The organism is Arthrobacter sp. C2, assembly GCA_024207135.1.
In the GTDB taxonomy this organism is placed as follows: domain Bacteria; phylum Actinomycetota; class Actinomycetes; order Actinomycetales; family Micrococcaceae; genus Paeniglutamicibacter.
Genome location: CP042428.1, coordinates 3619688 through 3643718, shown reverse-complemented (window position 1 = coordinate 3643718; position 24031 = coordinate 3619688). Strand labels below are relative to the sequence as shown.

26 protein-coding genes and 2 tRNA genes are annotated in these 24031 nt (G+C 67.7%); 14 read left to right on the top strand and 14 right to left on the bottom strand.

The window, feature by feature from the left end; all coding sequences use genetic code 11:
* Positions 1 to 48: 48 nt before the first annotated feature.
* Both FPY90_RS16750 and FPY90_RS16745 read left to right on the top strand, forming a co-directional pair.
* Positions 49 to 516 (top strand): LpqB family beta-propeller domain-containing protein, encoded by a 468-nt coding sequence (locus FPY90_RS16750; RefSeq protein ID WP_071214861.1) that lies wholly within the window; start codon positions 49 to 51, stop codon positions 514 to 516.
* Entirely contained in the window at positions 513 to 2150 is a 1638-nt protein-coding gene (locus tag FPY90_RS16745) for a DUF5671 domain-containing protein (RefSeq protein WP_071214860.1), read from the top strand. Before FPY90_RS16750 ends, FPY90_RS16745 begins: the two co-directional genes overlap by 4 nt.
* A gap of 105 nt (positions 2151 to 2255) precedes the next feature.
* Here the strand turns inward: FPY90_RS16745 and FPY90_RS16740 are convergent, their stop codons facing one another.
* Both FPY90_RS16740 and FPY90_RS16735 read right to left on the bottom strand, forming a co-directional pair.
* Entirely contained in the window at positions 2256 to 2561 is a 306-nt protein-coding gene (locus FPY90_RS16740; RefSeq protein ID WP_071214859.1) for a DUF2516 family protein, read from the bottom strand.
* Between the two features lie 10 nt (positions 2562 to 2571).
* On the bottom strand, positions 2572 to 3717 hold the full coding sequence (locus FPY90_RS16735) for a trans-sulfuration enzyme family protein (protein ID WP_498682265.1): 1146 nt from the start codon (positions 3715 to 3717) through the stop codon (positions 2572 to 2574).
* 65 nt (positions 3718 to 3782) lie between these two features.
* Here FPY90_RS16735 and tmk point away from each other — a divergent pair, with 65 nt between their 5' ends.
* From tmk to FPY90_RS16715, 4 genes are all read left to right on the top strand, one after another.
* Complete coding sequence (gene tmk / locus FPY90_RS16730; RefSeq protein WP_083411237.1) at positions 3783 to 4496, top strand: dTMP kinase; 714 nt, start codon at positions 3783 to 3785, stop codon at positions 4494 to 4496.
* A gap of 1 nt (position 4497) precedes the next feature.
* Positions 4498 to 5646 carry a DNA polymerase III subunit delta' gene (locus FPY90_RS16725; protein ID WP_498682263.1) on the top strand — a complete coding sequence of 383 codons (1149 nt, stop codon included), beginning with the start codon at positions 4498 to 4500 and terminating at the stop codon, positions 5644 to 5646.
* 72 nt (positions 5647 to 5718) lie between these two features.
* The gene (locus tag FPY90_RS16720) at positions 5719 to 7269 is read left to right on the top strand and encodes an alpha/beta hydrolase (protein ID WP_498682260.1); all 1551 of its coding nucleotides are present in this window, start codon (positions 5719 to 5721) and stop codon (positions 7267 to 7269) included.
* A gap of 82 nt (positions 7270 to 7351) precedes the next feature.
* A tRNA-Thr gene (locus FPY90_RS16715) sits at positions 7352 to 7424 on the top strand.
* Positions 7425 to 7489: 65 nt separating this feature from the next.
* Here FPY90_RS16715 and FPY90_RS16710 read toward each other — a convergent pair.
* From FPY90_RS16710 to FPY90_RS16700, 3 genes are all read right to left on the bottom strand, one after another.
* A complete protein-coding gene (locus tag FPY90_RS16710; RefSeq protein WP_498682257.1) occupies positions 7490 to 7858 on the bottom strand; it encodes a hypothetical protein in 369 nt (122 codons plus the stop codon).
* Positions 7855 to 8220, bottom strand: coding sequence for a J domain-containing protein (locus FPY90_RS16705; protein WP_286135362.1), 366 nt, complete (start codon positions 8218 to 8220; stop codon positions 7855 to 7857). The genes FPY90_RS16710 and FPY90_RS16705 overlap by 4 nt, the downstream gene beginning before the upstream one ends.
* A 67-nt stretch (positions 8221 to 8287) precedes the next feature.
* Positions 8288 to 8710, bottom strand: a complete 423-nt coding sequence (locus tag FPY90_RS16700; RefSeq protein WP_498682254.1) for an Hsp20/alpha crystallin family protein — start codon at positions 8708 to 8710, stop codon at positions 8288 to 8290.
* A gap of 268 nt (positions 8711 to 8978) precedes the next feature.
* On the opposite strand from FPY90_RS16700, the gene FPY90_RS16695 reads away from it, so the two are divergent.
* On the top strand, positions 8979 to 9332 hold the full coding sequence (locus FPY90_RS16695; RefSeq protein WP_498682252.1) for a MepB family protein: 354 nt from the start codon (positions 8979 to 8981) through the stop codon (positions 9330 to 9332).
* A gap of 9 nt (positions 9333 to 9341) precedes the next feature.
* Positions 9342 to 9905 (top strand): GNAT family N-acetyltransferase, encoded by a 564-nt coding sequence (locus FPY90_RS16690; protein ID WP_498682251.1) that lies wholly within the window; start codon positions 9342 to 9344, stop codon positions 9903 to 9905.
* Positions 9906 to 10009: 104 nt separating this feature from the next.
* On the opposite strand, the gene FPY90_RS16685 is transcribed toward FPY90_RS16690, so the two are convergent.
* A complete protein-coding gene (locus FPY90_RS16685) occupies positions 10010 to 10864 on the bottom strand; it encodes an aldo/keto reductase (protein ID WP_498682250.1) in 855 nt (284 codons plus the stop codon).
* Positions 10865 to 10988: 124 nt separating this feature from the next.
* Here FPY90_RS16685 and FPY90_RS16680 point away from each other — a divergent pair, with 124 nt between their 5' ends.
* Together FPY90_RS16680 and FPY90_RS16675 are read left to right on the top strand one after the other, a co-directional pair.
* Positions 10989 to 11516: an RNA polymerase sigma factor gene (locus FPY90_RS16680; RefSeq protein WP_498682248.1), complete on the top strand. Its 528-nt coding sequence runs from the start codon at positions 10989 to 10991 to the stop codon at positions 11514 to 11516.
* Positions 11513 to 12745, top strand: coding sequence for a hypothetical protein (locus tag FPY90_RS16675; protein ID WP_498682247.1), 1233 nt, complete (start codon positions 11513 to 11515; stop codon positions 12743 to 12745). The genes FPY90_RS16680 and FPY90_RS16675 overlap by 4 nt, the downstream gene beginning before the upstream one ends.
* A 594-nt stretch (positions 12746 to 13339) precedes the next feature.
* On the opposite strand, the gene FPY90_RS16670 is transcribed toward FPY90_RS16675, so the two are convergent.
* Together FPY90_RS16670 and FPY90_RS16665 are read right to left on the bottom strand one after the other, a co-directional pair.
* Positions 13340 to 13993: a response regulator gene (locus FPY90_RS16670; protein ID WP_498682246.1), complete on the bottom strand. Its 654-nt coding sequence runs from the start codon at positions 13991 to 13993 to the stop codon at positions 13340 to 13342.
* Complete coding sequence (locus tag FPY90_RS16665; protein ID WP_498682244.1) at positions 13990 to 15072, bottom strand: sensor histidine kinase; 1083 nt, start codon at positions 15070 to 15072, stop codon at positions 13990 to 13992. The genes FPY90_RS16670 and FPY90_RS16665 overlap by 4 nt, the downstream gene beginning before the upstream one ends.
* Positions 15073 to 15297: 225 nt before the next feature.
* Here FPY90_RS16665 and FPY90_RS16660 point away from each other — a divergent pair, with 225 nt between their 5' ends.
* Entirely contained in the window at positions 15298 to 15789 is a 492-nt protein-coding gene (locus FPY90_RS16660) for a DUF6326 family protein (RefSeq protein ID WP_071214844.1), read from the top strand.
* A gap of 263 nt (positions 15790 to 16052) precedes the next feature.
* On the top strand, positions 16053 to 16685 hold the full coding sequence (locus tag FPY90_RS16655; protein ID WP_498682242.1) for a GNAT family N-acetyltransferase: 633 nt from the start codon (positions 16053 to 16055) through the stop codon (positions 16683 to 16685).
* Here the strand turns inward: FPY90_RS16655 and FPY90_RS16650 are convergent.
* The 5 genes from FPY90_RS16650 to FPY90_RS16630 all read right to left on the bottom strand — a co-directional run bounded on the left by FPY90_RS16650 (position 16682) and on the right by FPY90_RS16630 (position 21653).
* On the bottom strand, positions 16682 to 17152 hold the full coding sequence (locus tag FPY90_RS16650) for a hypothetical protein (protein WP_071214842.1): 471 nt from the start codon (positions 17150 to 17152) through the stop codon (positions 16682 to 16684). The two genes, FPY90_RS16655 and FPY90_RS16650, sit on opposite strands and share 4 nt — an antisense overlap.
* A 55-nt stretch (positions 17153 to 17207) precedes the next feature.
* Positions 17208 to 17915: a proteasome activator gene (locus FPY90_RS16645; RefSeq protein ID WP_071214841.1), complete on the bottom strand. Its 708-nt coding sequence runs from the start codon at positions 17913 to 17915 to the stop codon at positions 17208 to 17210.
* Positions 17916 to 18054: 139 nt separating this feature from the next.
* Positions 18055 to 18303: a YbdD/YjiX family protein gene (locus FPY90_RS16640; protein ID WP_071214840.1), complete on the bottom strand. Its 249-nt coding sequence runs from the start codon at positions 18301 to 18303 to the stop codon at positions 18055 to 18057.
* A 2-nt stretch (positions 18304 to 18305) separates the two neighbouring features.
* Positions 18306 to 20552, bottom strand: coding sequence for a carbon starvation CstA family protein (locus tag FPY90_RS16635; protein WP_498682238.1), 2247 nt, complete (start codon positions 20550 to 20552; stop codon positions 18306 to 18308).
* Positions 20553 to 20675: 123 nt separating this feature from the next.
* Positions 20676 to 21653, bottom strand: a complete 978-nt coding sequence (locus tag FPY90_RS16630) for an NAD(P)H-quinone oxidoreductase (RefSeq protein WP_498685607.1) — start codon at positions 21651 to 21653, stop codon at positions 20676 to 20678.
* A 196-nt stretch (positions 21654 to 21849) separates the two neighbouring features.
* On the opposite strand from FPY90_RS16630, the gene FPY90_RS16625 reads away from it, so the two are divergent.
* A tRNA-Ser gene (locus tag FPY90_RS16625) sits at positions 21850 to 21937 on the top strand.
* A gap of 336 nt (positions 21938 to 22273) precedes the next feature.
* On the opposite strand, the gene FPY90_RS16620 is transcribed toward FPY90_RS16625, so the two are convergent.
* Positions 22274 to 22705: a hypothetical protein gene (locus FPY90_RS16620; RefSeq protein WP_498682237.1), complete on the bottom strand. Its 432-nt coding sequence runs from the start codon at positions 22703 to 22705 to the stop codon at positions 22274 to 22276.
* Positions 22706 to 23229: 524 nt separating this feature from the next.
* Here FPY90_RS16620 and FPY90_RS16615 point away from each other — a divergent pair.
* Complete coding sequence (locus FPY90_RS16615) at positions 23230 to 24012, top strand: VOC family protein (protein ID WP_498682236.1); 783 nt, start codon at positions 23230 to 23232, stop codon at positions 24010 to 24012.
* Positions 24013 to 24031: the final 19 nt, after the last annotated feature.

Genomic DNA, 24031 nt, shown 5'->3' with positions numbered 1-24031 from the left:
ATCCCGCGCGGGTGTGCAAAACACCCTCCGTGGCCCCATACTTGTGCCATGGCCAAAGATGTTGGGCGGCCCGGGAAACCTCTTCTGGTCCTGCTGTGCGTGATCGCCGCACTCGTGCTCGTTTCCGTTGTCGTCGTGCTCACTCGGGGAGCACCGAAACCGCTGGATGCCTCCACTCCGGCCGGGGTGGTGCAGGGCTATGTCACCGCCGTCATCGGCGGGGACGAGGCCGCCGCCGCACGCTTCCTCGAGCCCGGTGCGGACAGCCGGTGCAAGGGGTTCGAGTCAGTCACCCCGGAGCGGAACATCCGCGTTGCGCTCATCTCCACGACCCAGCGCGAGACCACCGCCGATGTCGCGGTTTCCATTTCCTACACCAACGTCGGCGGCCCCTTCTCCGGCCCCGAATACGCCAGCGAGGAATCCTTCGGCCTGTCCCGGATCGGTGACAGGTGGCTGATCTCCAACGCCCCGTGGCCCCTGCTCACCTGCCAGGACACGGAAGTCGGGCCGTGAGCGCCCCCGTCGCGGCAACCAGCCGCCCCGGCGCCCCCGCCCTGGGCACGCTGCGCCGCATCATTCTCTTTGCTCTCCTCTTCGTCTTGGTGTCCCTGGCCGCCTCCGGAGTCGGCGGGCTGCTGGGCAGGGTGTTCACCGCGTCCGAGACGATCGCGTTCAATGATTCCTCGTCGCTGGCGCTGTGGCTGGCCCTGGCCCTGGTTGGCGGACCGCTGGGTGCCGTGGCGTTCTGGGCCTCCTGGCGCATGCTGGCGGATCCGGCCGAACGCCGCGCCACGGCCTGGGGCATCTACGTCTCTGCCATGTATGTGACCTCCTTGGTGACCGCGACCAGCTTCGGCATCGGCGCCCTGGCTTCGCTGGCCGGCGGGGACACCGGTTCCTGGAAGTCCTCCCTGGCCCAGGCCCTGCCCTGGGCGGGGGTCTGGGTGTGGCACCGGTGGATCCTGGGGCACCGCAGCCGGGGCCCGGAGGCATTGGCGAAGGTCCCGCTCGTGCTGGGCACCGTCCTGGGCCTGGCAATCGGCCTGGGTGCCGGCACCAACGCGCTGGCCGTGCTCTTCGAGCGTGCGTTGGGGACCGACGGGGAACTGGCGGCCATCGGGGTTCCGTGGTGGCGGCCCGGGCTCGGCCTGTTGGTGTGGGCCGCCGGGGGCATCCTGATCTGGTGGTGGCACTGGGTCCGCGAGGGCGCCCGCGAGCTGCACACCAAGCTGGCCGGCGTGGGGCTGGTGGCAATCGGCGTCGCCGGGTCCGCGCTCCTGGCCCTGGGCGGGGCCGGGGTGCTGCTCTACGTGCTGCTGCGCCTGGGCCTGGATCGCACCGACCCGGTGCCGGCGATCCTGGAACCGGCACCCGAGGCGCTGGCCGCCGCGCTGCTTGGCACGCTGTCCTGGCTGTACCACGCCCGGATCGCGCGGGCTCGGCCCGAGCCGGTCCCGGCCGCGGCGCAGCTGGCGATCTCCGGGATCGCCCTGGCCGCCGCCGCCTCGGGGATCGGGGTCGTCATCAATGCCGCCCTGGCCACGGGCACCACGCGGCTGGGCGGCACCGACGCGACCGCGCTGCTGCTGGCGGGCCTGAGCTCCCTGGCCATCGGAGGGCCACTTTGGTGGTTCACCTGGCGTCCGGCCCGTCCAGCGGAACCGCACGGCCGGCGGATCTACCTGGTGCTGGTCTTCGGGATCAGCGCCGTGGTCGCCCTGGTCACGCTGCTGGTGATCGGCTTCCGGCTCTTCGAGTTCATGCTCGGGGACGCCGGCGGCACGGGCCTGCTCGAACGCGTCCGCGCACCGCTGGGCCTGCTGGTGGCCACCGGGCTGGTGGCCGGGTACCACTTCGCGCTGTGGCGGCACGACCGTGCCGCGGCCCCGGCGCCCGCCAAGGAACAGGCACCGGCAATCGGGGAGGTGCTGCTGGTCGCCGGCGCCAACGCCCGGGACCTGGCCGCGGCCATCGCGGCGCACACCGGCGCCGTGGTCACGGTGCTCCCGCGTGCCGAAGGCGGCACCACGGCCCTCGAGGCGGTGCTGCCGGCACTGGAAGGCCTGGAGGCCGCGCGCGTGCTGCTGCTGGCCGGGCCCGGGGACCGGGTCGAGGCCATCGAGCTGGATGCGGACACGGTGCGCTAGCCGCGAGCACCCGGAACCGGGAAACGCGGCCGGCACGCTCCCGCGAGGGGGCGTGCCGGCCGCGTTCGAGGCACCGGTGCGGCGGGTGCGGAACCCGCCGGATGCTCAGTAGTTGTAGTAGCCGCCCTTGCCGGACACCGCCGGCTTGACGTCCGCCAGGTACACGCAGGCGATGCAGGCGCCGATGAGCTGGAAGATCCCGCCGCCGCCGCCGGAGAGCACCGAGAGCACGCAGACCAGGGTCGCGGCGGCGGTCATGCCCATCCAGAACGGCTTGGTGCGCTTGTTTTCGCGCTGGTAGTTGGCGGCCGGGTGCCGCACGGCGTCAATGAGCGCCAGCAGGGCCAGCACCGCGGCAACGATGCCAAGGGCGAACAGCAGATAGTACTCAAACAAGTGCGCGTAGACCATGGGGTTCAGCTTAGCCGCCAACGCCCAGCGCGGCGACGAGGTCGGCGTGCAAGTCCTCGATGTTTTCGATTCCGACACTCAGGCGCACCAGGTTCTCCGGGACCGTGTCCGGTTCCCCCTGGTGGCGCCGGCGCCGCTCGGCCAGCGACTCGACCCCGCCCAGCGAGGTTGCCGGGGTCCACAATTCCAGCCGTGCGAGCATGGCGTCGGCCGCGGCAGCGCCTCCTGCGACCTCGAGGCACAGGATCGCCCCGAACCCGTCAAGCTGCGCCGCGGCACGCTGGTGCCCGGGATCGGTCGGCAGCCCCGGGTAGCGCACCTTGGACACCGCCGGGTGGGAGGACAGGCGCACGGCCAGTTCCATCGCGTTGGCCTCGGCCCGGTCCAGGCGCAGGGCCATCGTGCGGATGCCGCGCAGCGTCAGCCAGGCCTCGAAGGGCCCGGGGATCGCCCCGTGCAGGGTCCGCATGGTGTGCAGGCGGGTGCGCAGCTCCGGGTTCCCGGTCACCACGGCGCCCAGGACCACGTCCGAATGCCCGCCCATGTACTTGGTGGCCGAGTGCACCACCACGTCGGCGCCCTGCGCCAGCGGGCGCTGGCGCAGCGGGGTGGAGAAGGTGTTGTCAACCACGGACAGCACGCCCGCGGCGCGGGCGGCGGCCAGCAGCACCGGCAGGTCGGCGACCTCCAGCATCGGGTTGGTGGGCGATTCCAGCCAGGCCATGTCGGCCCCGGCGAAGGCGGCGATCGCGGCCTCGGTGTCGGCCAGGTCCACGTGGCGCACCGTGAGCCCCAGGGTCCCCTGCAGCTCGGCCACCAGGGAGAGCGAGCCGTTGTAGGCGTGGGCCGGGATCACGATGGTGCCGCCGACCGGCAGCAGCGAAAGCGCCGCGGCCACCGCGGCCATGCCCGAGGCGTAGGCCAGCGCCGGCAGCTCGCACCCCTCGAGGGTGGCGATGGTCTCCTCCAGCGGGTCCCAGGTCGGGTTGGTGAAGCGCCCGTAGACCTTCTCCCCGGCTCCCGGGGCCCCCAGCGAGTGGAAGGTCGAGGAAAGCACGATGGGCGGGTTCACGGGCTGGTCGATGGCGTGCGGCGGGCGTCCGGCGGACACCACGACGGTGTCCGGGGCCCACGGAGCGGAAGCGGGGCGAGTCATGTTTTTCAGGTTACTCCCTGGCCCGGCCCGCGCCCCAGATGGTGACGCGCGCCGACGCCCGCTCGATGAGCCGACAGGGGCTCGGTGCGGATAGGCTAGAAGGCGTGAGCAACGCGCAGCCAAACCCCGTCAACGCAGGCCGCTTCATCGTCTTCGAGGGCGGTGACGGTGCCGGAAAATCCACGCAGGCAGCCCTGCTGGTCCAGGACCTGCGCCAAAACGGGCACACCGTGCTGCACACCCGCGAGCCCGGCGGCACCCCGATCGGCGAGAAGCTGCGTTCCCTGGTCCTTGACCACGGGCAGGGCACCGTCGATGCACGCACCGAGGCCCTGATGTATGCCGCGGCCCGTGCCGCCCACGTCGAACAGGTCATCCGCCCCGCCCTGGCCGCGGGCACCATGGTCGTCTGCGACCGCTACGTCGACTCGTCGCTGGCCTACCAGGGCATCGGACGGGAGTTGGGCGAGGACGCGGTGCGCTCCATCAACGACTTCGCCACCGGCGGGCTGGTCCCGGACCTGACGGTGTTGCTGGACGTCACGCCGGCCGACGGCCGCTCCCGGCGCACCGTTGGCGCCGACGGACAGCCGGTGGCCGAGGACCGCCTCGAATCCGAACCCGACGAGTTCCATTCCCGCATCCGCGATGCCTTCGTGCACTTCGCTTCCCGCGAGCCGGGCCGCTACCTGGTCCTGGATGCCGCCACCGGGGTCCAGCCACTGGCCTCCTCCATCGCCGTCGCCGTCGCCGCGCTGCTCGAGCGGCCGGGGGCCTAACGTGGAGGTCTGGGACGATTTGCCGGGGCAGGACAAGGCCATCACCGCGCTGCGCCGCGCGGTCGCCGAGGGCAACCCGGCGCACGCGTGGCTGTTCACCGGTCCCCCGGGCTCGGGGCGCTCGAACGCGGCCCGCGCCTTTGCCGCGGCCCTGCAATGCCTGGTGCCCGATCCGGCACAGCGCGGCTGCGGGCAATGCAAGGCCTGCGTGACCGTGCTGGCCGGAACCCACCCCGATGTCGCGCTGATCGCCACCGAGAAGGTCAACTACCAGATCGAGGACGTCCGGACACTGATCACCAAGGCCCAGGACCGGCCCTCCACCGCACCCTGGCGGGTGATCATCGTGGAGGACGCGGACCGGATGACCGAGCGCACCACCAACGTGCTGCTCAAGTCCATCGAGGAGCCGCCCCCGCACACCATCTGGATCCTCTGTGCCCCGTCCCCGGCCGACGTGCTGGTGACGATCCGCTCGCGCTGCCGCTCGGTCTCCCTGGCGGTGCCCACCCGCCAGGCCGTCGCCGAGCTGCTGGTGCGCCGCGACGGGCTCACCGCCGAACAGGCCGACTTCGCCGCCCGGGTGTCCCAGTCGCACATCGGCATTGCCCGCCGGCTGGCCCGCGACGAGGAGGCCCGCCGCCGCCGGGACCGGACCGTGCGCATGCCGCTGCGCATCCGCTCGGTCTCCGACGCCGTCATGGCCGCGGCCGAGCTGGTGGAACTGTCCACCGCAGAGGCCACCGCTTCGTCCACCGAACGTGCCGAGAGCGAAGCCGCGGCGCTGCGCACCGCCCTGGGCATGGATGCCGATTCGCCCATTCCGCCCCAGCAACGCGGCCAGTTCAAGGCCCTGGAGGAAAACGCCAAGCGCCGCGCCCGGCGCTCGACCCACGATGCGTTGGACCGCTCGCTGATCGACCTGACCACGTTCTTCCGCGACGTGCTGCTGCTGCAGCTCAACAGCGGCACCGAGCTGGTCAACGAGTACCTGAGCGAGAACCTGCACGCCTACGCCAACGCGTCGCGGCCCGAGGCCACGGTGGCGAAGATCGACGCGATCGCAGAGGCCCGCGCGCGCATCGGCGCCAACGTGGCCCCGTTGCTGGCCATGGAAGCCATGATGGTCGCGTTGCGCCCGGCCAAGTAGCGTCGTTTTCATCATTACCCGCCTTTCCCGCCCCGAGATCCCAGATCCGCCACCAAGGAGCCCGAAGCCCGCATGAGAGCACCCCGCCGCCTGTCCGTGATTGCCGTCCTGGGGTCGGTGGCCCTGCTGCTGGGCGCCTGCTCCACGGCCACCGTCGAGGCACCGGCACCCGCGCCGGCCACCGCCCCGGCAGCCCAGCCTTCCGCCGGTGCGCCGGCGGACGCGGTCCCCGCCGGACTGGAGAAGTTCTACGCGCAGGAGCTGGACTGGAAGTCCTGCGGCGGGGTGCTGCAATGCACCGAACTGAGCGTTCCGATGGACTACGCGAACCCGGGCGGGGACACCATGACCCTGGCGCTGAACAAGCGCCCCGGCGCCAAGAACGCCGCAGGTTCCCTGCTGGTGAACCCCGGCGGGCCCGGCGCCTCCGGGCTCGAGATCGTCCGCGACGCGGTCCCCACGATGTTCGGACAAAAGCTGCAGCGCGGCTTCGATGTCATCGGCTTCGACCCGCGCGGGGTTGGCTCCTCCACCCCGGTGAAATGCGAGAACCCCGAGGAGCAGGACGCCAGCCGCGCGGAGCAATTCGACGCCACCACCGATGAGGGCCTGGCCGCCATGCGCAAGGCCAGCGCCGGGTATGCCGCGCTCTGCGCCGAGCGCACCGGAGAGGCCCTGGGCTTCGTGGACACCGTCTCCGCGGCCCGCGACATGGACGTGATGCGCGCGGCGCTCGGCGACAAGCAGCTGAACTACCTCGGCTACTCCTACGGCACTTCGCTGGGCGCCCACTACGCCCAGCTCTTCCCGCAGAACGTCGGGCGCCTGGTGCTGGACGGGGCCCTGGACCCCACGCTGGACAACAACGAAATCACCATGGGCCAGGCCGTCGGGTTCGAGCACGAGATCCGCGCCTACATGCAGGACTGCCTGGATTCCGGGGACTGCCCGTTCACCGGCGAGCTCGAGGACGCCCTGGACCAGCTGCGGGAGCTCTTCGATTCCGTCGAGGCCAACCCGATGGTCTCCAGCGACGGTCGCCGCGTCCCGATCATCGACTTCGTCAACGGCTTCATCATCCCGCTCTACGACAATTCCACCTGGCCCATGCTCACCGAGGGGCTGCGCAACGCAATTGCCGGGAACGTCGATGACATCTTGTACTTCGCCGACCTGAGCGCCGGGCGCGAATCGGACGGCAGCTACACCGGCAACGGCACCGCCGCCTTCACCTCCATCAACTGCCTCGACTACCCCACGGATGCCGGCATCCCGGCCATGCGCGCCGAGGCCGAAGCCCTGGTGGAGGCCGCCCCCACCATCGGAAAGTACCTGGCCTATGGCCCGGTGGGCTGCCAGGACTGGAAGTACCCGGCCACCGGCAAGCCCGGGGAGCTGACCGCCAAGGGCGCCGCCCCCATCGTGGTCATCGGCACCACCGGGGACCCCGCCACCCCATACGCCTGGAGCCAGTCGCTGGCCGAACAGCTCGAGTCCGCCTCGCTGGTCACCTTCGAGGGCCACGGGCACACCGCCTACGGCCGGTCCAACGGCTGCATCTCCGACGCCGTGGAATCCTATTTCCTTGACGGCACGGTTCCGGCCGACGGATTGCGCTGTTGAGCCGGGACCTGCGCCGGGCCGTTTTGACCGCTGCCGATAGACTCCTATAAAGTGTTCACTTGTGGTGCTTGCGCACCACGGTGCCTCCTTAGCTCAGTTGGTAGAGCGTTTCACTCGTAATGAAAAGGTCGCCAGTTCGATTCTGGCAGGGGGCTCGTTTTTTGGTTCGAGGGCCCGTCACCACCAGGTGACGGGCCCTCGTGCTTTCAACAACGATTCCCTATGGCTCGGTCCCGTGGATAAACGACCGAGCATGTTCCACGGCCTTCTTGAACGAGTCGTTGCGCAATTTGATTTCCTCCTCGTTGCGGGATTCGACGTAGTCGGTGACGCCCGGACGCAGGATCCAGATCCCACTCACGGGCGGCAGGTAGAGCACGGCGAAACAGCGGCGCCGCTCATCCACGGTCCACATCGGGGCCACCGCCAGCGCGGCCCCGGTATCCGCGTTGACCCACTGGGCGCGAGGAACCGGCAGTTCGTGGATCTCGGGATCCAGGAACGGCGCCGTGCCCTTGCCCCATCGCGCCTCGAAACGCTCCAGGAACTCGGGTAGCAGCGGCGCATCATAGCGATGCCAGGCATTCAAGGCGCCCCCCTTTTCCGGGGCGGGACCCAAACAAGCGGCCCGGCCACCACATCCGGCTTGCCGACGCGCACTGCGTGCCGTCGCCGCACCGGCACCGAAGTCCGGTGGGTGGACTCCTGGTGTTCGCGGTCGTACGCCGATCGGGCGGCGGCGTTTCCCAGGACCGCATAGGCATCCATCACTGCCTGCAGCTGCAAGCGTTCCTGCAGGTCATGTTCTTCATTGTCCGGTCCCGCCCTGGTATCGGGGTGGTGCATACGCAATTGGGCGCGGTAGGCACGGGAAATCTCTGCGGCACTGGCCCGGGAATCCAGGCGAAGCACCGCGTAGGGATCGCGGAACTCCACTGCTATGCCTTTCAATTTTCCTGGCCCGGACCGGGCGGGGATGCCCGTTGGCGTCCCCGCCCGGCAGGCGTCTTCGGATTCCTTACGCGCTGATGGAAGGGCGGTCGGATTCCTTGCTGGTGATGGCGATCTTGCGTGCCTTCGCCTGTTCGGCAACAGGGATCCGCAAGGTCAACACGCCCGCGTCATAGCTGGCGTCGATGTTCGCCGTGTCAAGGTTCTCCCCCAGCACCAGCTGGCGGCTGAACACTCCCCGCGGACGCTCAGCGGCAAGGATTTCGAGGTTCTCTCCCAGTGCGCCGCGTTCGGCCTTCACGGTCACGACGTTGTTTTCAACATCCAGGTCGATCGAATCGGGGCTTACCCCCGGGAGATCGAACTCGACCTGGAACGTGTCGCCCTCACGCCAGGCGTCCATGCTCATGGCTGCCGGCCGGGTTGCGGTTCCCCATATCTGCTGGGCGAGCTTGTCGAGCTCACGGAACGGATCTGAGCGCATCAACATTGTTCTCTCCTTCACAGCTTTGACATCTGACGATCCCGCTGCCCCGCTTGGCTGCGGGTATTAATTTTTTAGCATCGCCACGCCACCGGCGCAACACTGAATTTCCTGGGAATCCGGTGAAATTCCGCACCGCACGCCGGCCGCCATTGCCCGTCTAGGCGAAGTCGCTGACGGCCGTGTAAAGCAGAGCCTTCGGATAGCAGGTGCGGGACGTACCGGTGGCAGCCGCGGGTGGATGCGATAGCGCTTTCGGCCGCAGCCGGTGAGGATGGCTTTCGCCCGCGACCTTGGAGTCGAGGTTGATGAAAGGAAACCGACCGATGCGCTCGGCACCCCGGCGGTGTTCAGCTCGGCCAAGGTGACGCCCACGAAGGCGGGCCTCTTCACGGCCCTGTGGCAACGCGACGAGAACGGCGTGACGAGGCCGTACTCGCTCTCCGACGAGGTCGAGAACTTCATCCTTGCGGCCAAGGATCTGCCCGACCACGGCATCCTGGCCACGGGCGGCAAACCCGGGAAGCGCGGGTTTCGGCTCTACACCCCGTGGGACACCGGGTTGAACAGGAGCGCGAGCGCCACGTGGGCTTGGCAGCGCGCCTTCGTCACCATCGTGAACGGCTAGTCTTTTTCCATGGAAAGACTTTCGCTGGCCACCGCGAACCTGGAGCTTGTTCCTCCCGCACCCGATGATGCCGAGGCGGTTTTTACCGCCTGCCAGGATCCCGAGATCCAGGACTGGGTGCCGATCCCGGTGCCCTACTTGCGCGAGCACGCCCTGGAGTACGTCACCTCGCACACCGAGACGACCTGGGCCGAGGGCACCGAGCACACCTGGACAATCCGTTCGGCGGGCACCCTGGCCGGGGTCGTGGGCCTCTACCGGGTCGCCAACGGCTCCGCCGACCTGGGCTACTGGATGGCACCGGACTTCCGCGGCCGTGGCTTGCTGACCGAGGCCTGCAATGCCGTGCTGGACTTCGCCTTCGCGCCCGAGGGGCTCGGCCTGGCGCGGGTCGGCTGGAACGCGTACGCGGGGAACCTCGGTTCGGCCCGCGTCGCCCAGAAGCTGGGCTTCCGGTTCGAGGGCACCGCGCGACTGGGGGCGGCGCTGCGCGGCCAATTGCGCGACGACTGGGCAGCGGGACTGCTCGCCGGCGACGACCGTTCAGCCACCCCTTGGGCCATCCTGGACTGAGCCGACGCCATCTTCAACGGCCGGTGGACGTGGAATTCCGTAGGGAACTCCACGGCCACCGGCCGTTGGACGAGCTCGGGCCTCGAAGGGGCCCGAATCATGGATCAGGCGAAGTCGCTGACTGCCGGGTCGGCGGCAATGCGGCCGGCGGCGCCCTTGTCCAGCGCGTTGATCGCGGCGAGGTCCGCCTCGTCCAGCTTCACGCCCAGGGACGCGTGGTTTTCCACGATGCGCGAGGGGGTCACCGACTTCGGGATCACCACATTGCCCAGCGCCAGGTGCCAGGCGATGACGACCTGCGCAACGGTGGCGTTGTGCTTTTCGGCGATGGCGACCAGGGCCGGATCGGCCAACAGCTCGCTGCCCTGGCCCAACGGCGACCATGACTGGTGCAGGATCCCCTTGGAGGCCTCGAACTCGCGCAGTTCGGTCTGCGGGAAGTACGGGTGGGTTTCGACCTGGTTGATCACCGGCAGCACCCCGGTGGCTTCCTCAAGCTCGGCGAGCGCCTCGACGGTGAAGTTGCAGACGCCGATGGATTTCACGCGTCCGGACTTCTGCAGCTCGATCATCGCCTTCCAGGTGTCCACGTACTTGCCCTGCTTGGGCTGCAGCCAGTGGATCAGGTACAGGTCGAGGTATTCCAGGCCCAGGCGCTCCAGGGAGGCGTCGAAGGCGGCCAGGGTCGAGTCGTAGCCCTGGTCCGCGTTCCAGACCTTGGTGGTGATGAACATGTCCTCGCGCGGGACGTCGGTGGCGGCAATGGCGCGGCCGACACCCTCCTCGTTGCCGTAGATGCGGGCGGTGTCGATGTGGCGGTACCCGGCGGCGAAGGCCTGGACGACCACGTCGGCGGCCACGTCGTCCTCGACCTTCCACACCCCGTAGCCGAGCTGCGGAATGGTGTTGCCGTCATGGAATGAAAGTTCTGGGGATACAAGGTTGGTCATGTTTCCCATCCTGCCACCGTGCATTGACTGGAATTGGCGTCGGCGGGAATGATCAGCGCTGGGCGAAACAAGGAATTTCCTGGGTGCGTGTAACACTGCGCCCACCTGCGGACATAAGTGCAGTATGGAGGGAATGACGACACTACCGCGGCCGGCGCCAAGCGCCGAGGAACGTTTCGCCGCCGTGCATGCGGCCTGCCACGACACCGTGTACAGGTACCTGGCCCGGCGGATCCTTCCGGCGCACCTGGCCGAGGACCTGACCGGCGAGGTTTTCGTGATCGTCTGGGAGAAGGTGCTCGACGGCGCACACCCGCAGGTGCCCTACGTGGTGGCCATTGCCCGGAACCTGCTGCGCAACGCCTACCGGGTATCGGCGAAGGCCACGAAGCTGCGCACGGCCCTTTCCCTGGCGCACCAACGCCCCGCGGTGCAGAACCCTTTGGTGGCCCTGGGCCTGGCGGCCCTGAAGGAAACCGAGCGCGAGCTGCTGCTGCTCACCTACTGGGATTCGTTCACCTCCGAGGAGATCGCCGTGATCCTCGGGGCGAGCCCCGGCGCCGTCCGCGTGCGCCTGCACCGGGCACGCAAGTCCTTTGCGGCGGCCCTCGAATCGGAATCCACCCAGCACGGGCCCACTCGAAAGGCGGTACGGCCATGAACACCCTTCCAGTCCCCCCAGCCAACGACGAGCTTGATCCGTCGCTGGCGGCGCTGCTTCGTGGCTCCGACCCCTGCGGCGCGGAGCATGACAGTGCCCTGGCCCGCAGCCGCGCCCAGACCGCCGCCATCCCCGGCGGCGACTATGCGCCGGTGTTTTCCCAACGTCCCTCCCCAGCGGCACCGGGGACTGCGAGGGGCACCGCACTGGCACGGGAAACCGGACGGCACCCCCGGTCGAGGAACCACCGGCGGGCGGTGGCCATCCTCGCGGTTGCCGCGGCCGGTGCGGTTGTAGCCGGGGTCGGGGTGCTTGGTCCGTGGGGGGATGCCCCGCAGCCTGCTGCTCCCCCGGCCGTGGCACCCACTCCCACACCCACTCCGTCGGAAAGCTACTTCAACCCGGACGACAACGCGAGGCTGAATGCCTTCTCGGAAGCCGGCGGCGTGCGCATCACCGGATGGTTGCGACCGGCGTTGCCCTCGGACGCGCCCGTGGCACGCAGCACCGGCTGGCTGCTGATGCCCTCCGCCGCCTTGGGCGAGGGCGAGGCGTTGTTCCAGGCCACCGATCCCTGGCTGCCGATCGCGCTGGATGCCTCCGACGCCGCCGCGCTGGGCGATCAGGCAGGGGAAGGGATGCTGGTGGTCGTGGCCAGCACCGATGCGAAGCCGAGCCTCATCACCCCGGTGCCGGGACCCTACGGCGTCTTGGTCTCGGATCCTGCGCGGCTCGCTGCCGACTCCGTGGGCGAGGCCAAGAGCCTGAAGACGCTTGACGGGACCTACCTGCAGCGTCCCGACGTCGAATACAACGGCACGGTGCTAGCCCAGTTCGCGACCTTCAAGATGATCTACGCCTACACCGGCAAACCGTCGGGCACCACCGAGCGATTCAAGGCCAAGGCCTTCCATTCCCACACCGATGCCCAGGCCCGTTCCTGCATCGCGGCCTCCACGCGCCAGGGAGTCAAGATCCTGTCGTTCCCCGAGCGGTCCACCGCGTCGGCGTCGATTGCAGAGTTCGCCGGACAGGAGAGCCCCGTGGCCGGGTACCCGTTGCGGATCATGCCGCGCGACGGGTGGCTCGGCGAGGGAGACGATTCGACGTTCATCTTGGACACCGGGGACACGCCCACTGCCGAATTCACGGGATTCCCCACCGCCACCAACGGAACCTGCGGGGAATACTCCGGGGAGGTCATCCAGTTCGAGGCACTGGCCAAATAGCCTAGTGTCCCGCGCCGGTAGTTCGTTGTAGAAGTCGCCCGAGTGATCCGAGGATGTGTGGACCGATCACGTTGTTGCGCCGGCAGGGAGTAGAGGGTGGCTGAGGCGCTACCTGTCGACGCGCGCGCCAAGCGGACAGTGCCAACAGGGCCGCGATCGGCGTCCAGATGGCCCGCCCTGGCCAGGAGGGAGAGATGCCGTTCACGACTGCGCCGACGCCCATGAGGCCGGCGACCCCAGTGAGAAGTCGTCGGCGCAGTTGCACCGGCGTCCGCGTGCTCACCACAGCCCACGACAGTCCGGAATAGAGCAGTGTGGCACCGGCGCTGACGACTCGGAGGTGGTCCGGCAGTACTCCGGGATGCGCGCCCCCATAACTGGCGCGACCCCACGGGGCGCCTGTCGCGAGTGCCAGTTGGAAGAAGGCGAGCCCGCGCAGTCCGACAGCGGTGGCTCGACGTCCGACCGAGGGCACGTGTCGTTCTGCAGCTGTTCCATGCGATCGCAGCTCGTTCATGGGTTCATCATCTCAACACTCTCTATGGCCTCCGACCGTGCCTATGGCAGCGCCATCAGCTTTGGCCGTGTTGCTCTTCAACCTTGGATGCGGCCGGTCTCGTGAGCCCACATGGCCACCTCGACGCGGTTGCGGGCGCCGAGCTTGCGCATCAGGCTGGCCAGGTGGGTCTTGACGGTGCTGGGACTGATGTGGAGATCAGCGGCGATCTCGTTGTTGGTCTGGCCCCGGGCCACTTGGACGAAGACTTCTTCTTCGCGGTCGGTGGGCGGTTCGACCGGCTGGGCGGGCGCTCCGGTCGATGAGTCGGCGAAGGCTGCGAGCAGGCGGACGGTGACGCTGGATGCGATCAGGGCTTCACCGTCGGCTGCAGCGTGGATTGCCTGGGTCAGTAGCGCGGGTCCGGCGTCCTTGAGCAGGAACCCGCGGGCACCGGCCTTGAGCGCCCCGTGGACGTACTCGTCGAGGTCGAACGTGGTGATCACCACGATCGGCAATGGGTCGGCGACGTCGGGGCCAGCGAGCTGACGGGTGGCTTCGATGCCGTCCATCAACGGCATACGGATGTCGAACAGGCACACGTCGGGGCGCAGTTGACGGGCCAGGCTCACTGCTTGGAGCCCATCGGCGGCGGCGCCGATCACCTCGATGTCGGGTTGGGCGTTCAGGAGCATCGTCAGGCCGGAGCGCACGATGGCCTGGTCGTCGGCGATGAGCACCCGAATGCTCATGCTGTGTCTCCGATGCGGGGCAGCATCGCCTCGACCCGCCAGCCGCGGGCGGCGGTCGGGCCGGCCTGGAACGTTCCGCCCAGCAGTGTGGCTCGTTCCCGCATACCGACCAGGCCGTAGCCACCCGTGGTGCCACCGGCCGTGCTGGGGTCCCCATCGTCGTCGACGGTCAGCCGCACCCGCTCGGTGTCACCGTCGACATGCACGGTGACCAGGGTCGCGTGTCGGGCGTGTCGTCGTGCGTTGGTGATCGATTCCTGGGCCAGGCGGTAGAGTGTGGCCCCGACCGCGGGGCTGAGATCGTCGAGCTCACCGGACAGCTCCACGTCGACCTGTGGCCCTCCCTCGGCTTGACCGGCGAGCCGCCCGAGGTCAGCTACGCCCGGGCGTGGCGCGAAGTCCGCCCCCTCGGAGGCGCGCAGGACACCGACCATGGTGCGCAACTCGGTCAGCGTTCGCGAGGCCGCGTCCTCGATGACAGCAAGGACCTCAGTGGCACGCTCGGGGTGCGACGTTGCGACGGCACGCCCGGCCTGGGCCTGGATGACGATGCCGGAGACGTGGTGGGCGACCGTGTCGTGGAGGTCACGCGCCAGCTGCTCGCGCTCCCGGGCCTTGGCCACGTCGATGTCGCGGATGCGCGTCTTCGCGTGGTAGCGGATTGCGGCGCCCAGGGCTGCGGCGAACAGGAAGAAGCTGTAACCGGCAACCTTCTCCGCAGGTGAGGTCGGGTCCACTACGAGGGTGACGGGCAGCCAGATGAGGATGATGCCGAGTCCGAGTGCAGCCTCGCGACCTGCCCCCCAGCGCAGGAGGGCGTAGGGCAGCACGAGCACCCCGGCGATGCTCTGCAGGCCGGTGGTATCGACGGCCACGATCCTCGCTATGTCGAAGGCAAGCAGGGCTCCGAAGGCGACGGCGACCGCGGCCAGCGGACTCGTGCGCCGCCACAGCAGGCACGCTGCCACCACGAGGCTGACGCTGACGACCAAGGGCGCCCAGGCTTTGTCCTCGCGCAGCAGCATCTCGACGAACGAGCCCGAGACGAGAACCGCCACGACAGCCCAGTCTCGCCACACCCGCCGCGGAGGGTTCGCCGGTCGAGTCTCGGCCCACAACGAGCGCAGCGCCTTCGTCACCATCTGTCCAGCATAGCGACAGCGCGGCAGCGGCGGATCAGCCGAAAGTACGAGACAGAGACCGTGCAATCGGCCAGGCGAACGCCGGCCTCCGGGCCGATGTGCCCGCCACCGGGCTCAGCGATAGTGGAACCACCGATCCTCACTACAACAACGGAGCCCACGATGAGAACACGTCAACCCACCACCACCACACTGGAAGACCAGCGGATCCCAGTGCAAGCCAAGCTCGCCGCAGCCTGGACCAGCTTCATGTTCTTCTACATCTACGTCGACTACTTCCACCTCTACAAGGCCGGCGTCATCGACGACATCCTCGCCGGCAACGTCTTTGTGTTCGACATCAGCGGGACATTGTTGACCATTTTCCTCGCGCTCGTAGGGATCCCGGCCCTGATGGTGATGCTCTCCATGACGTTGCCCGCCCGGGTGAACCGCGCCACGAACCTTGTCGTGGCGTCGCTCTACATCCCCGTCACGGTGTTCAACGCGTCAGGGGTGTCCTTGGACTGGGCCTCCTTCTACGGCCTCTCCATCGGACTCGAGGTGCTGCTCCTGGCCTTCATACTGCGCTCCGCCTGGAGCTGGCCCCGCACCGCACCGTCGGCGACCATGCCGACCCGCCGTGAGGCCGATCGCGCCCAGCAGCAAGCGTGAACTCAAGAGCAGTCCCCGTCCTGTTCGGAGCCATCTGCCTCGGTGCCGCAGTGTGGGCCTCCTGGCGGTTTTACACCAACTACCACTGGGACGCCGGTAGGGGCCTTCCAAGGCCCCTACCGGCAGGTCCCGGTCATCGAATGCGCACACAGGCCCACCGCACCGTCGGCTACGCTGTCATCCCCATCGCGGCGGCCGCCGTCACGCTGCACCGACGCGACGCCTGACGCCCTGCATCCCCCTACCCCAAGGAACTGATCACTGTGACCGCGGAGATCCGGGCCGCCACCGAGCATCTGGTGCTGCGCCGAATGACCAACGACGACGACGACGCACTGGCGGCGTACCGAAGCGACCCGGCGCAGGCCCGCTACCAGTCATGGGAGACGCCATACACCCTCGACTGCGCCCGGGTGCTCTTCGCCCAGATGCGCAACGTGCGATTCGGCCAACCCGGTGTGTGGCTCCAGACCGGCATCGAGACCGGTGGGCGGCTCATCGGCGACATCGCGGTCCGCGTCGAAGGCGACCAGGCCCGCCAGGCCACCGTCGGGTTCACCCTCGCCGTTGACGCGCAAGGCCGCGGGTTCGCCACGGAGGCCCTGGGCGCGGTCATGTCGCTGTTGTTCACCGAGCACGAGGTGCACCGGATCTCCGCCGCGTGCGACACCCGCAACGACCGCTCGGTCGCACTGCTCGAACGCATCGGCATGCGCCGCGAGGCCCACCACCACAAGTCAGCCTGGTGGAAAGGTGAATGGACCAACGAGTACGTCTACGCCATCCTCGCCGAGGAATGGGCAGACAAAAAACCACGGAGCAGACCCACGACCGCCGAACACATCCTCGGATCGCTCGGACGACTTCTACAACGAACTACCGGCGCGGGACCCTAGCCGGCCAAGGGCCCCTGGTGCCGGGCCAGCTCGGCCTCGGCCGCGGCGATCCCGTCGGCGACCAGGTCGGCGCGCATCGCGACGTTCTCCAACCCCGCCGACGCGTAGCCCCAGCGCTCGCCATCCATGCGCGACATGGCGGCTACCTGCGCGGTGGTGGCCAGGTCGTTGGCGGCCTTGGACAGCAGCCGGTGCACCTCGTGGAGTTCGTTGGGGATGTTCTGGTCGTCGCTGGGGCATTGGGCCTGGGCGGCCACGCACACCGTGCGCACCCGGGACTGCAGGTCGGCCAGGTGGTTGGCGATCAGGACCAACGCGTTGTGCAGGTCGTCGTCTTCGATGCCCTCGAGGATCTGGTGCACCCGGTCAAGCGAGCGCCCGAACCTGTCGTAGGCCCGGCGCCAGACCCCGTCGCCGAGTTCCTTGTTGTCGCGGCGTGCGCTGCGCGCTGCGGAGAACAAACCCATCTACGTGTGTGCCTTCGTTAATGCCGCGGGAGTTGTTCCCTCGTGCAAATCCAGTCTAGAGGTATTGCCCAAAACCGCCGTCGCCCTCGGTTCCCTGGCCCTGGGTGGGTGACTGCGGGCCCGGTCCGGTGCCGTGGCCGGGTGCGCCCATGCGTTCGGGTTCGCCCTGCTCGTTGATGACGATGCCCGGGGCCACCTGCGTGCCCGGGGGAAGCTGGCGCATGGCCATGCGCTGGGCCAGCTGCTGGTTGGCCAGTTGCTGGGCTGCCATCGCGGCCTGCAGCCCGTGGAAGACGCCCTCGAGCCAGCCCACCAGCTGGGCCTGGGCCACGCGCAGCTCCGCGGCCGAGGGGGTCTCCCCGTCGGCGAAGGGCAGCCGGATGCGGTGCAGTTCCTCGGCGAGCTCCGGGGACAGCCCGCTCTCCAGTTCGTGGACGGAGCGTTCGTGGATGTCGGCCATGCGGGCGCGGGCTTCGGCATCCAGCGGCGCCGAGCGCACCTCGTCGAGCAGCTGCTTGATCATCCCGCCGATGCGCATGAGCTTGGCCGGCTCCCCGATGCTCACCACTTGCACCGCGTCCTTGCCCGGGGCGTGCTTGCCCTCGGCGCCGGGTTCGCCGGGCCGGGCCGCGGGGCCCGCCGGCTGGGCGCCGGGACGGGTTCCGGCCGCGGCCGCCGCCAGGTTCGCCCACGACGCGTCGTCGGGCTCGGAAGCGTTGGATGCGGCGTGGGGATCGGGGATCTGTTCACTGTGCTCGCTCATGGCTCCATCTTGCCATGTGATCCCTGCGCCCGGTCCGAAGATTTCTCCGGTGGTTCCGGGCACGTCACACGCCACGGGCCGGCGGACCTGTGGTCCACCGGCCCGTGGCCTTCATCAAGCGGTGCGACCCCCTGGGGGATCAGCAGCACCGGCCTTGCGGGTTTTTCTCCTGCCAGTCGGTGTAGTCGCGCCAGAATTCGCGCTCGCCCATGGGTTCGACGCCCGGATGCGTGCGGGCCTGGTGTTCCAGGTAGACCCGGTATTTGTCCGCGCCCAGCACTCCCTCCAGGTAGCGCCCGAGGCCGCGGGCTGCGTTGCCGACGGCGCACAGCCCGCGCACCAGTGCGGAGGTTCCGGCACCCTGCGGGGTTGCCCCTGCGGTGTCCATGCTCAGTGTCCTCCTCGTGCGATCCGGTGTTCCGGGGCGACCTGCTTCCAGGCCTTCTCCAGCTCCTTCTCCGCCGGGGAAGAAACCAGGCCGGCCGGTGCGTAGATCCTTGAGGGGATCTCCGGGTCCTCGGTGTTCTTGCCGCCGCCGTTGGGGTAGGCCCGGATGGTGGCGATGATCGCCGCGATGATCACGATCACCGAGAGCACCAGGAAGATCACCGAGAGCCATCCCTGCACGCCGGTGTTGCGCACCACGGCCTCCATGGCCTCGACGTTCTTGGCGGAACCGAAGCTGGTTTCCCCGCGTTCGAGGGCGCCCTTGTGTGCGTTGTGCTGGGCGAAGTAGCCCACGGCCGGGACCGTGGAGAAGATCTTCAGGAACGAGGCGTACACGGTGACCACCGTGGCGAAGGCCAGCGGCAGCACCACGATCCACAGGTACCTGAAGTTCCCGCGCTTGGCCACGATGGCCATGACCACGGCCAGCGCGATGGCGGCCAGCAGCTGGTTGGCGATGCCGAAGAGCGGGAAGAAGGTGTTGATTCCGCCCAGGGGGTCGGTGACGCCCAGGATGAGGATGTATCCCCAGGCCGCGACCATGATGGCAGTGCACGCCCAGGCCCCGGGACGCCACGAGGTGTCCTTGAACCTGGGGATGAAGTTGCCGATGGTGTCCTGCAGCATGAAGCGGGCCACGCGCGTGCCGGCATCCACCGCGGTGAGGATGAACAATGCCTCGAACATGATCGCGAAGTGGTACCAGAAGCCCATCAGGTTCACGCCGCCGAACCACTGGTGCATGATGTGCGCGATGCCCACGGCCAGGGTCGGTGCGCCGCCGGTCCGTGAGACCACCGATTCCTCACCCACGCCCGCGGCCAGGTCGGTGAGCATGCTCGGGGTCAGGTTCACACCGGTCAGGCCCAGCGAGTTCACGAACGCCACGGCGCCCTCCACGGTGCCGCCGGTGGCGGCCGCGGAGGAGTTCATCGCGAAGTAGATGCCGCGGTCGATGGAGATCGCCGCAACCAGCGCCATGATGGCCACGAAGGACTCCATGAGCATGCCGCCGTAGCCCAGGAAGCGGGTCTGTCGTTCCTTTTCCACCATCTTCGGGGTGGTGCCCGAGGCGATCAGTGCGTGGAACCCGGACAGGGCGCCACAGGCGATGGTGACAAACAGGAACGGGAAGAGGTGCCCGGCAACCACGGGGCCCTTGTCGGAGCCCGCGAACTCGGAGATCGCCGGAACGGTGATTTCCGGGCGCACCACGAGGATCGCGATGGCCAGCAGGCCGATGACACCGATCTTCATGAACGTGGAGAGGTAGTCGCGCGGGGCCAGCAGCAGCCACACCGGAAGCACCGCGGCGATGAAGCCGTAGATGATGATGAACCAGGCCAGGGTGGTGCGGTCCATGTGGAAGAGCTCGGCACCCCATGCGGATTCGGCAACCCAGCGTCCGGAGATGATGGCGAACATCAGCAGCGCAAAGCCGATCACGGAGATCTCCAGGACCTTGCCCGGGCGGATGAAGCGCAGGTAGACGCCCATGAACAGGGCGATCGGGATGGTCAGGCCGACCGAGTAGACGCCCCAGGCGGATTCGCCCAGTGCGTTGACCACGACCAGGGCCAGGATGGCAACGATGATGACCATGATGGCCAGGGTCGCGATCAGTGCGGCGGTGCCGCCGATGACGCCGAGTTCCTCGCGGGCCATCTGTCCCAGCGAGCGCCCTCCCCGGCGCATCGAGAAGAACATGACCAGGTAGTCCTGGACGGCACCGGCCAGCACCACGCCGATGATGATCCAGATGGTGCCCGGAAGGTAGCCCATCTGGGCGGCAAGGATCGGGCCGACCAGCGGCCCGGCACCGGCGATCGCGGCGAAGTGGTGCCCGAAGAGCACGCGGCGGTCGGTCGGCATGAAGTCGCGGCCGTTGTTGTTGTATTCGGCCGGGGTCGCCCTGAAGTCATTGGGCTTGGCGATCTTGCGCTCGATGAACTTGGAGTAGAAACGGTAGGCCACCAGATAGGTGCACACCGCGGCGAACACGAACCAGATCGCGTTGATGGTTTCCCCGCGGGAGAACGCGAGGATGGCCCAGGCGACGCCGCCGAGCAGCGAAATCGCCACCCACAGGGCGATCTTGGCCGGCGTCCATTTGCGTTCCTCGGCATCCGCGACCTGCGGATCCACACCTGCCGGGGGAAGCTCGGGAGCAGAAGGTTGAGACGTGCTCATGTTTTCCTCTCAAGTGACTGTTGGATCGGACGATGCGAGTGGTCCTGTGGGCACATGCCGCGGATACTTGTGGTCCGCGACACCACCCCATGTCATACACCGTAGCCCTTGGGAAAAACAGATTCAGGTCTTTACGATGATTTTCCCCGTGTGCTTCCCCGAATCGAAGTATTCATGCGCCGAACGGGCCTGGGTGAAGGGGAAGCGGCGGTCGATGGACAGGGCAAGGCGTCCGTCGGCCAGCATCGGCAGGGCGTGGTCCTTCACCGCCGCGACGATCTCCGCCTTTTGTTCCAGCGGCCGGGCACGCAGCGTGGTGCCCACGACACGGGCACGCTTGGCCATCAACACCCCGAGGTTCAGTTCCGCCTTGGCGCCTCCCTGCAGACCGATGACCACCAGGGTCCCGTCCTTGGCCAGCGCACCCACATTGGCCTCCAGGTACTTCGCACCCACGACGTCAAGGATCACGTCCGCACCGGTGCCGTCCGTGAGATCCTTGGTGCGCGCGGCAAAGTCCTCTTCGCGGTAGTTGATGCCCGCCGTCGCACCAAGCGCCAGGCAGTGGGCGATCTTTTCCTCGCTGGAGGCGGTCACCAGGACCTTGGCCCCGGCGGCCACGGCCAATTGGATGGCCATGGACCCGATGCCTCCGGCTCCGCCGTGCAGCAGCACCGTGTCGCCGCGGGCCAGCCCGGCTTCCAGGAAGAGGTTGGACACCACGGTGCATGCGACCTCCATGAAGCCCGCGGCGTCAACCAGGTCCACGGTCTCGGGAACCGAAAGGACCTGCCCCGCGGCAACCGCCACGTACTGGGCGTAGCCGCCGCCGGCCAACAGGGCGCAGACCCGCTGGCCCACCGCAAGTCCCCCGGTGCCCTCCCCCAGCGACTCGACGGTGCCCGAAACCTCGAGCCCGGGAATGTCGCTGGCACCGGGCGGAGGCGGGTACACGCCCCGGCGCTGCTGCACGTCGGCACGGTTCAGTCCGAAGGCCGCCACCTTGATCAGCACTTCCCCGGGCCCGGGGACCGGCATGGGCCGATCGACCTCGGTGAGAACCTCGGGGCCGCCGGCACCGCGGTATTCAATGGCACGCATCATCGTCATGGTCGTCTCCCGACTTCGTTGGCTTCGCTCGCGGCACGGCCCGGAGACCCGTGTTTCAGGGCCCCGGCGCCCGCGTCCTGTCTTGCTGGGGTCACTCTAACCCCCGGGGAATTCCGGCTCCCGTTTGTGACTGCCGGGGCGTGGCGGTCCGGCGGCACCTCGGGGCTGGCGTATACTTTTTGGGTCTGGATGGTTGTCCGAGCGGCCTAAGGAGCTGGTCTTGAAAACCAGTGTGCGGTAACCCCGTACCAAGAGTTCAAATCTCTTACCATCCGCTCACGGATAAGGCCCCGGCTTCCCTTTGCTTACAAGGGGGCAGGGGCCTTTCTTGTGCCCGAAAACAAACACTTTGGGCAGAAGTCATCTTGGGACGGCGGCATCCAGGGCCATGGCAACGGCGTCCAAGTCGTCATCGAACGGCTCTGCCTAGAGGTCCAGCGTCTTCACGGCAAACGCCACGTCCTACAACCTTGACGGAAATGCCGGAATTGGCAGTGGCTGGCCGCAATGCCGGCTCAGCCTTGGATAGCAGGAGTTCTTGGGCTACAGCCGCTAAGCGCCAAAGCGCCCAACCGGATCTTGCGATCCGGCGGGACGCTCTGGCAGGTGGATTAGTGGAGTCCATTGATGTCGGCGCGCTGGGTGTCCGCCCACATCGAGCCGTCGTGGGAAGTGACGCGGACCAGCTTCAAGCTGTGGTCTGTCCAGCCGGCTTTGCCCATCATGTCGAAGGAGAGAGAACTGAGGTACTTTTCTTCCCAGTTGTTGCTCGACAGCACAACTACCAGGACACCTTCTTCAGGAGAAGACCAAGAGTCGATATTCCGGTGCGGAGTTCCTTCCAGGAATCCCCGGAAGCTTGCCGCGCCGTAGCCGTTCAAGAAGTGGTTGATCTGGGCGTCCGCCCATTTCTGTGAGAGGTCTTCATTCACTGGCGCGACGGAGTGGGTCCGATGAGGCTCAGACGATACTTCCATACTTGAGGTGCATCCGGTCAGTGCGAGGGCCGCAGCGAGCAGCGCAGCAACCTTGTTACGCATCATTCAAGTCCCTGCGGATGGAGACTACGGCGTACCCGAGCGTTACCGCGCAAACAGCCCAGATGATGCCGAACGCTACCGGGTAGGTGGAGCTGGGAACGTAGCTTCCGGCCGCTATCACGACGGCGAGTACCGCCAAGCTGATTGTTAGTCGGTGCTTCAGTACGCGTTTCATGCTGGATTCCTAACTTGCGAGCGATTGATTCGAGTGTAGGCAGGCGGGGCGACGAATGGCGAAATGCCCATCATTTGCCCACGTCATGCATCAAATGTTGTTACCTGGAGTGATGCAAATCCGAGTGATTACAGGTTTTTTTCGACTTCCCATAGCACTTTAAAGAATTCAAATCTCTTACCATCCGTGCCATTCAAGGAGTCGGTTCCCGTGCCAACGGGAACCGACTCCTTTCGTTAACCCGCAGGCCATGGTCAGCACCGGGTGCGGCACGTAGGATTCATGGCAACCGGGCAGGCAGGATTCCCGGTTCACGAACCAACGGCAACCCCAAGATTGGAAGCGTTCGAAAATGCCCCTGCGCGATACCACCCCCGCCGGAAACCCGGTCTGGACCGACATCATGAGCTCGGATATCGATGCGAGCAAGAAATTCTATGCGGCCCTCTTCGGCTGGGAGTTCGATGAGCCCGTTGCGGAGGAGTACGGCGGATATCTCAGCGCCCGGCGCGACGGGCGGCTGGTGGCGGGAATGTCTCCGCACAATCCGGATTTCGGCGGCATCCCCAACATCTGGTCGCTGTACCTAAAGAGCGATGACATCGCCGCCACCGAGGCCAGCGTCCAAGGCGCGGGCGGCAAGGTCCTGATGCCGCCGATGCATGTGGCCCCGTTCGGGCACATGGGCATCTTCCTTGATGCCGGCGGCGCCGCGTTCGGCGTGTGGCAGCCCCAGGAGCACCAGGGCTTCGGTGCCGACTCCGAGCACGGCACCCCGGCGTGGCACGAGCTGTACTCGAAGGACTATCCGGCGGCGGTGGAGTTCTATTCCAAGGCCTTTGGCTGGGACACCCACGTGATGGCCGATTCCCCGGAATTCAAGTACACCACCTACGGGCAGGGCGACGATGCCAAGGCGGGGCTGATGGACGCCTCCGGCTTCCTGCCGGTCGAGGTCCCCGGATTCTGGGTGACCTATTGGGGCGTGGATGACGTGGATGACGTGGATGCGGCTTGCGCGACCGTGGTGGCCAACGGCGGCACCGTGACCGAGGGCCCGCAGGATTCCGAGTTCGGCAGGGTTGCTGCGATCACCGATTGTTGCGGGGCCACCTTGAAGCTGGTGGGCGTGTAGCAGGGCTTGGAAATTCCCT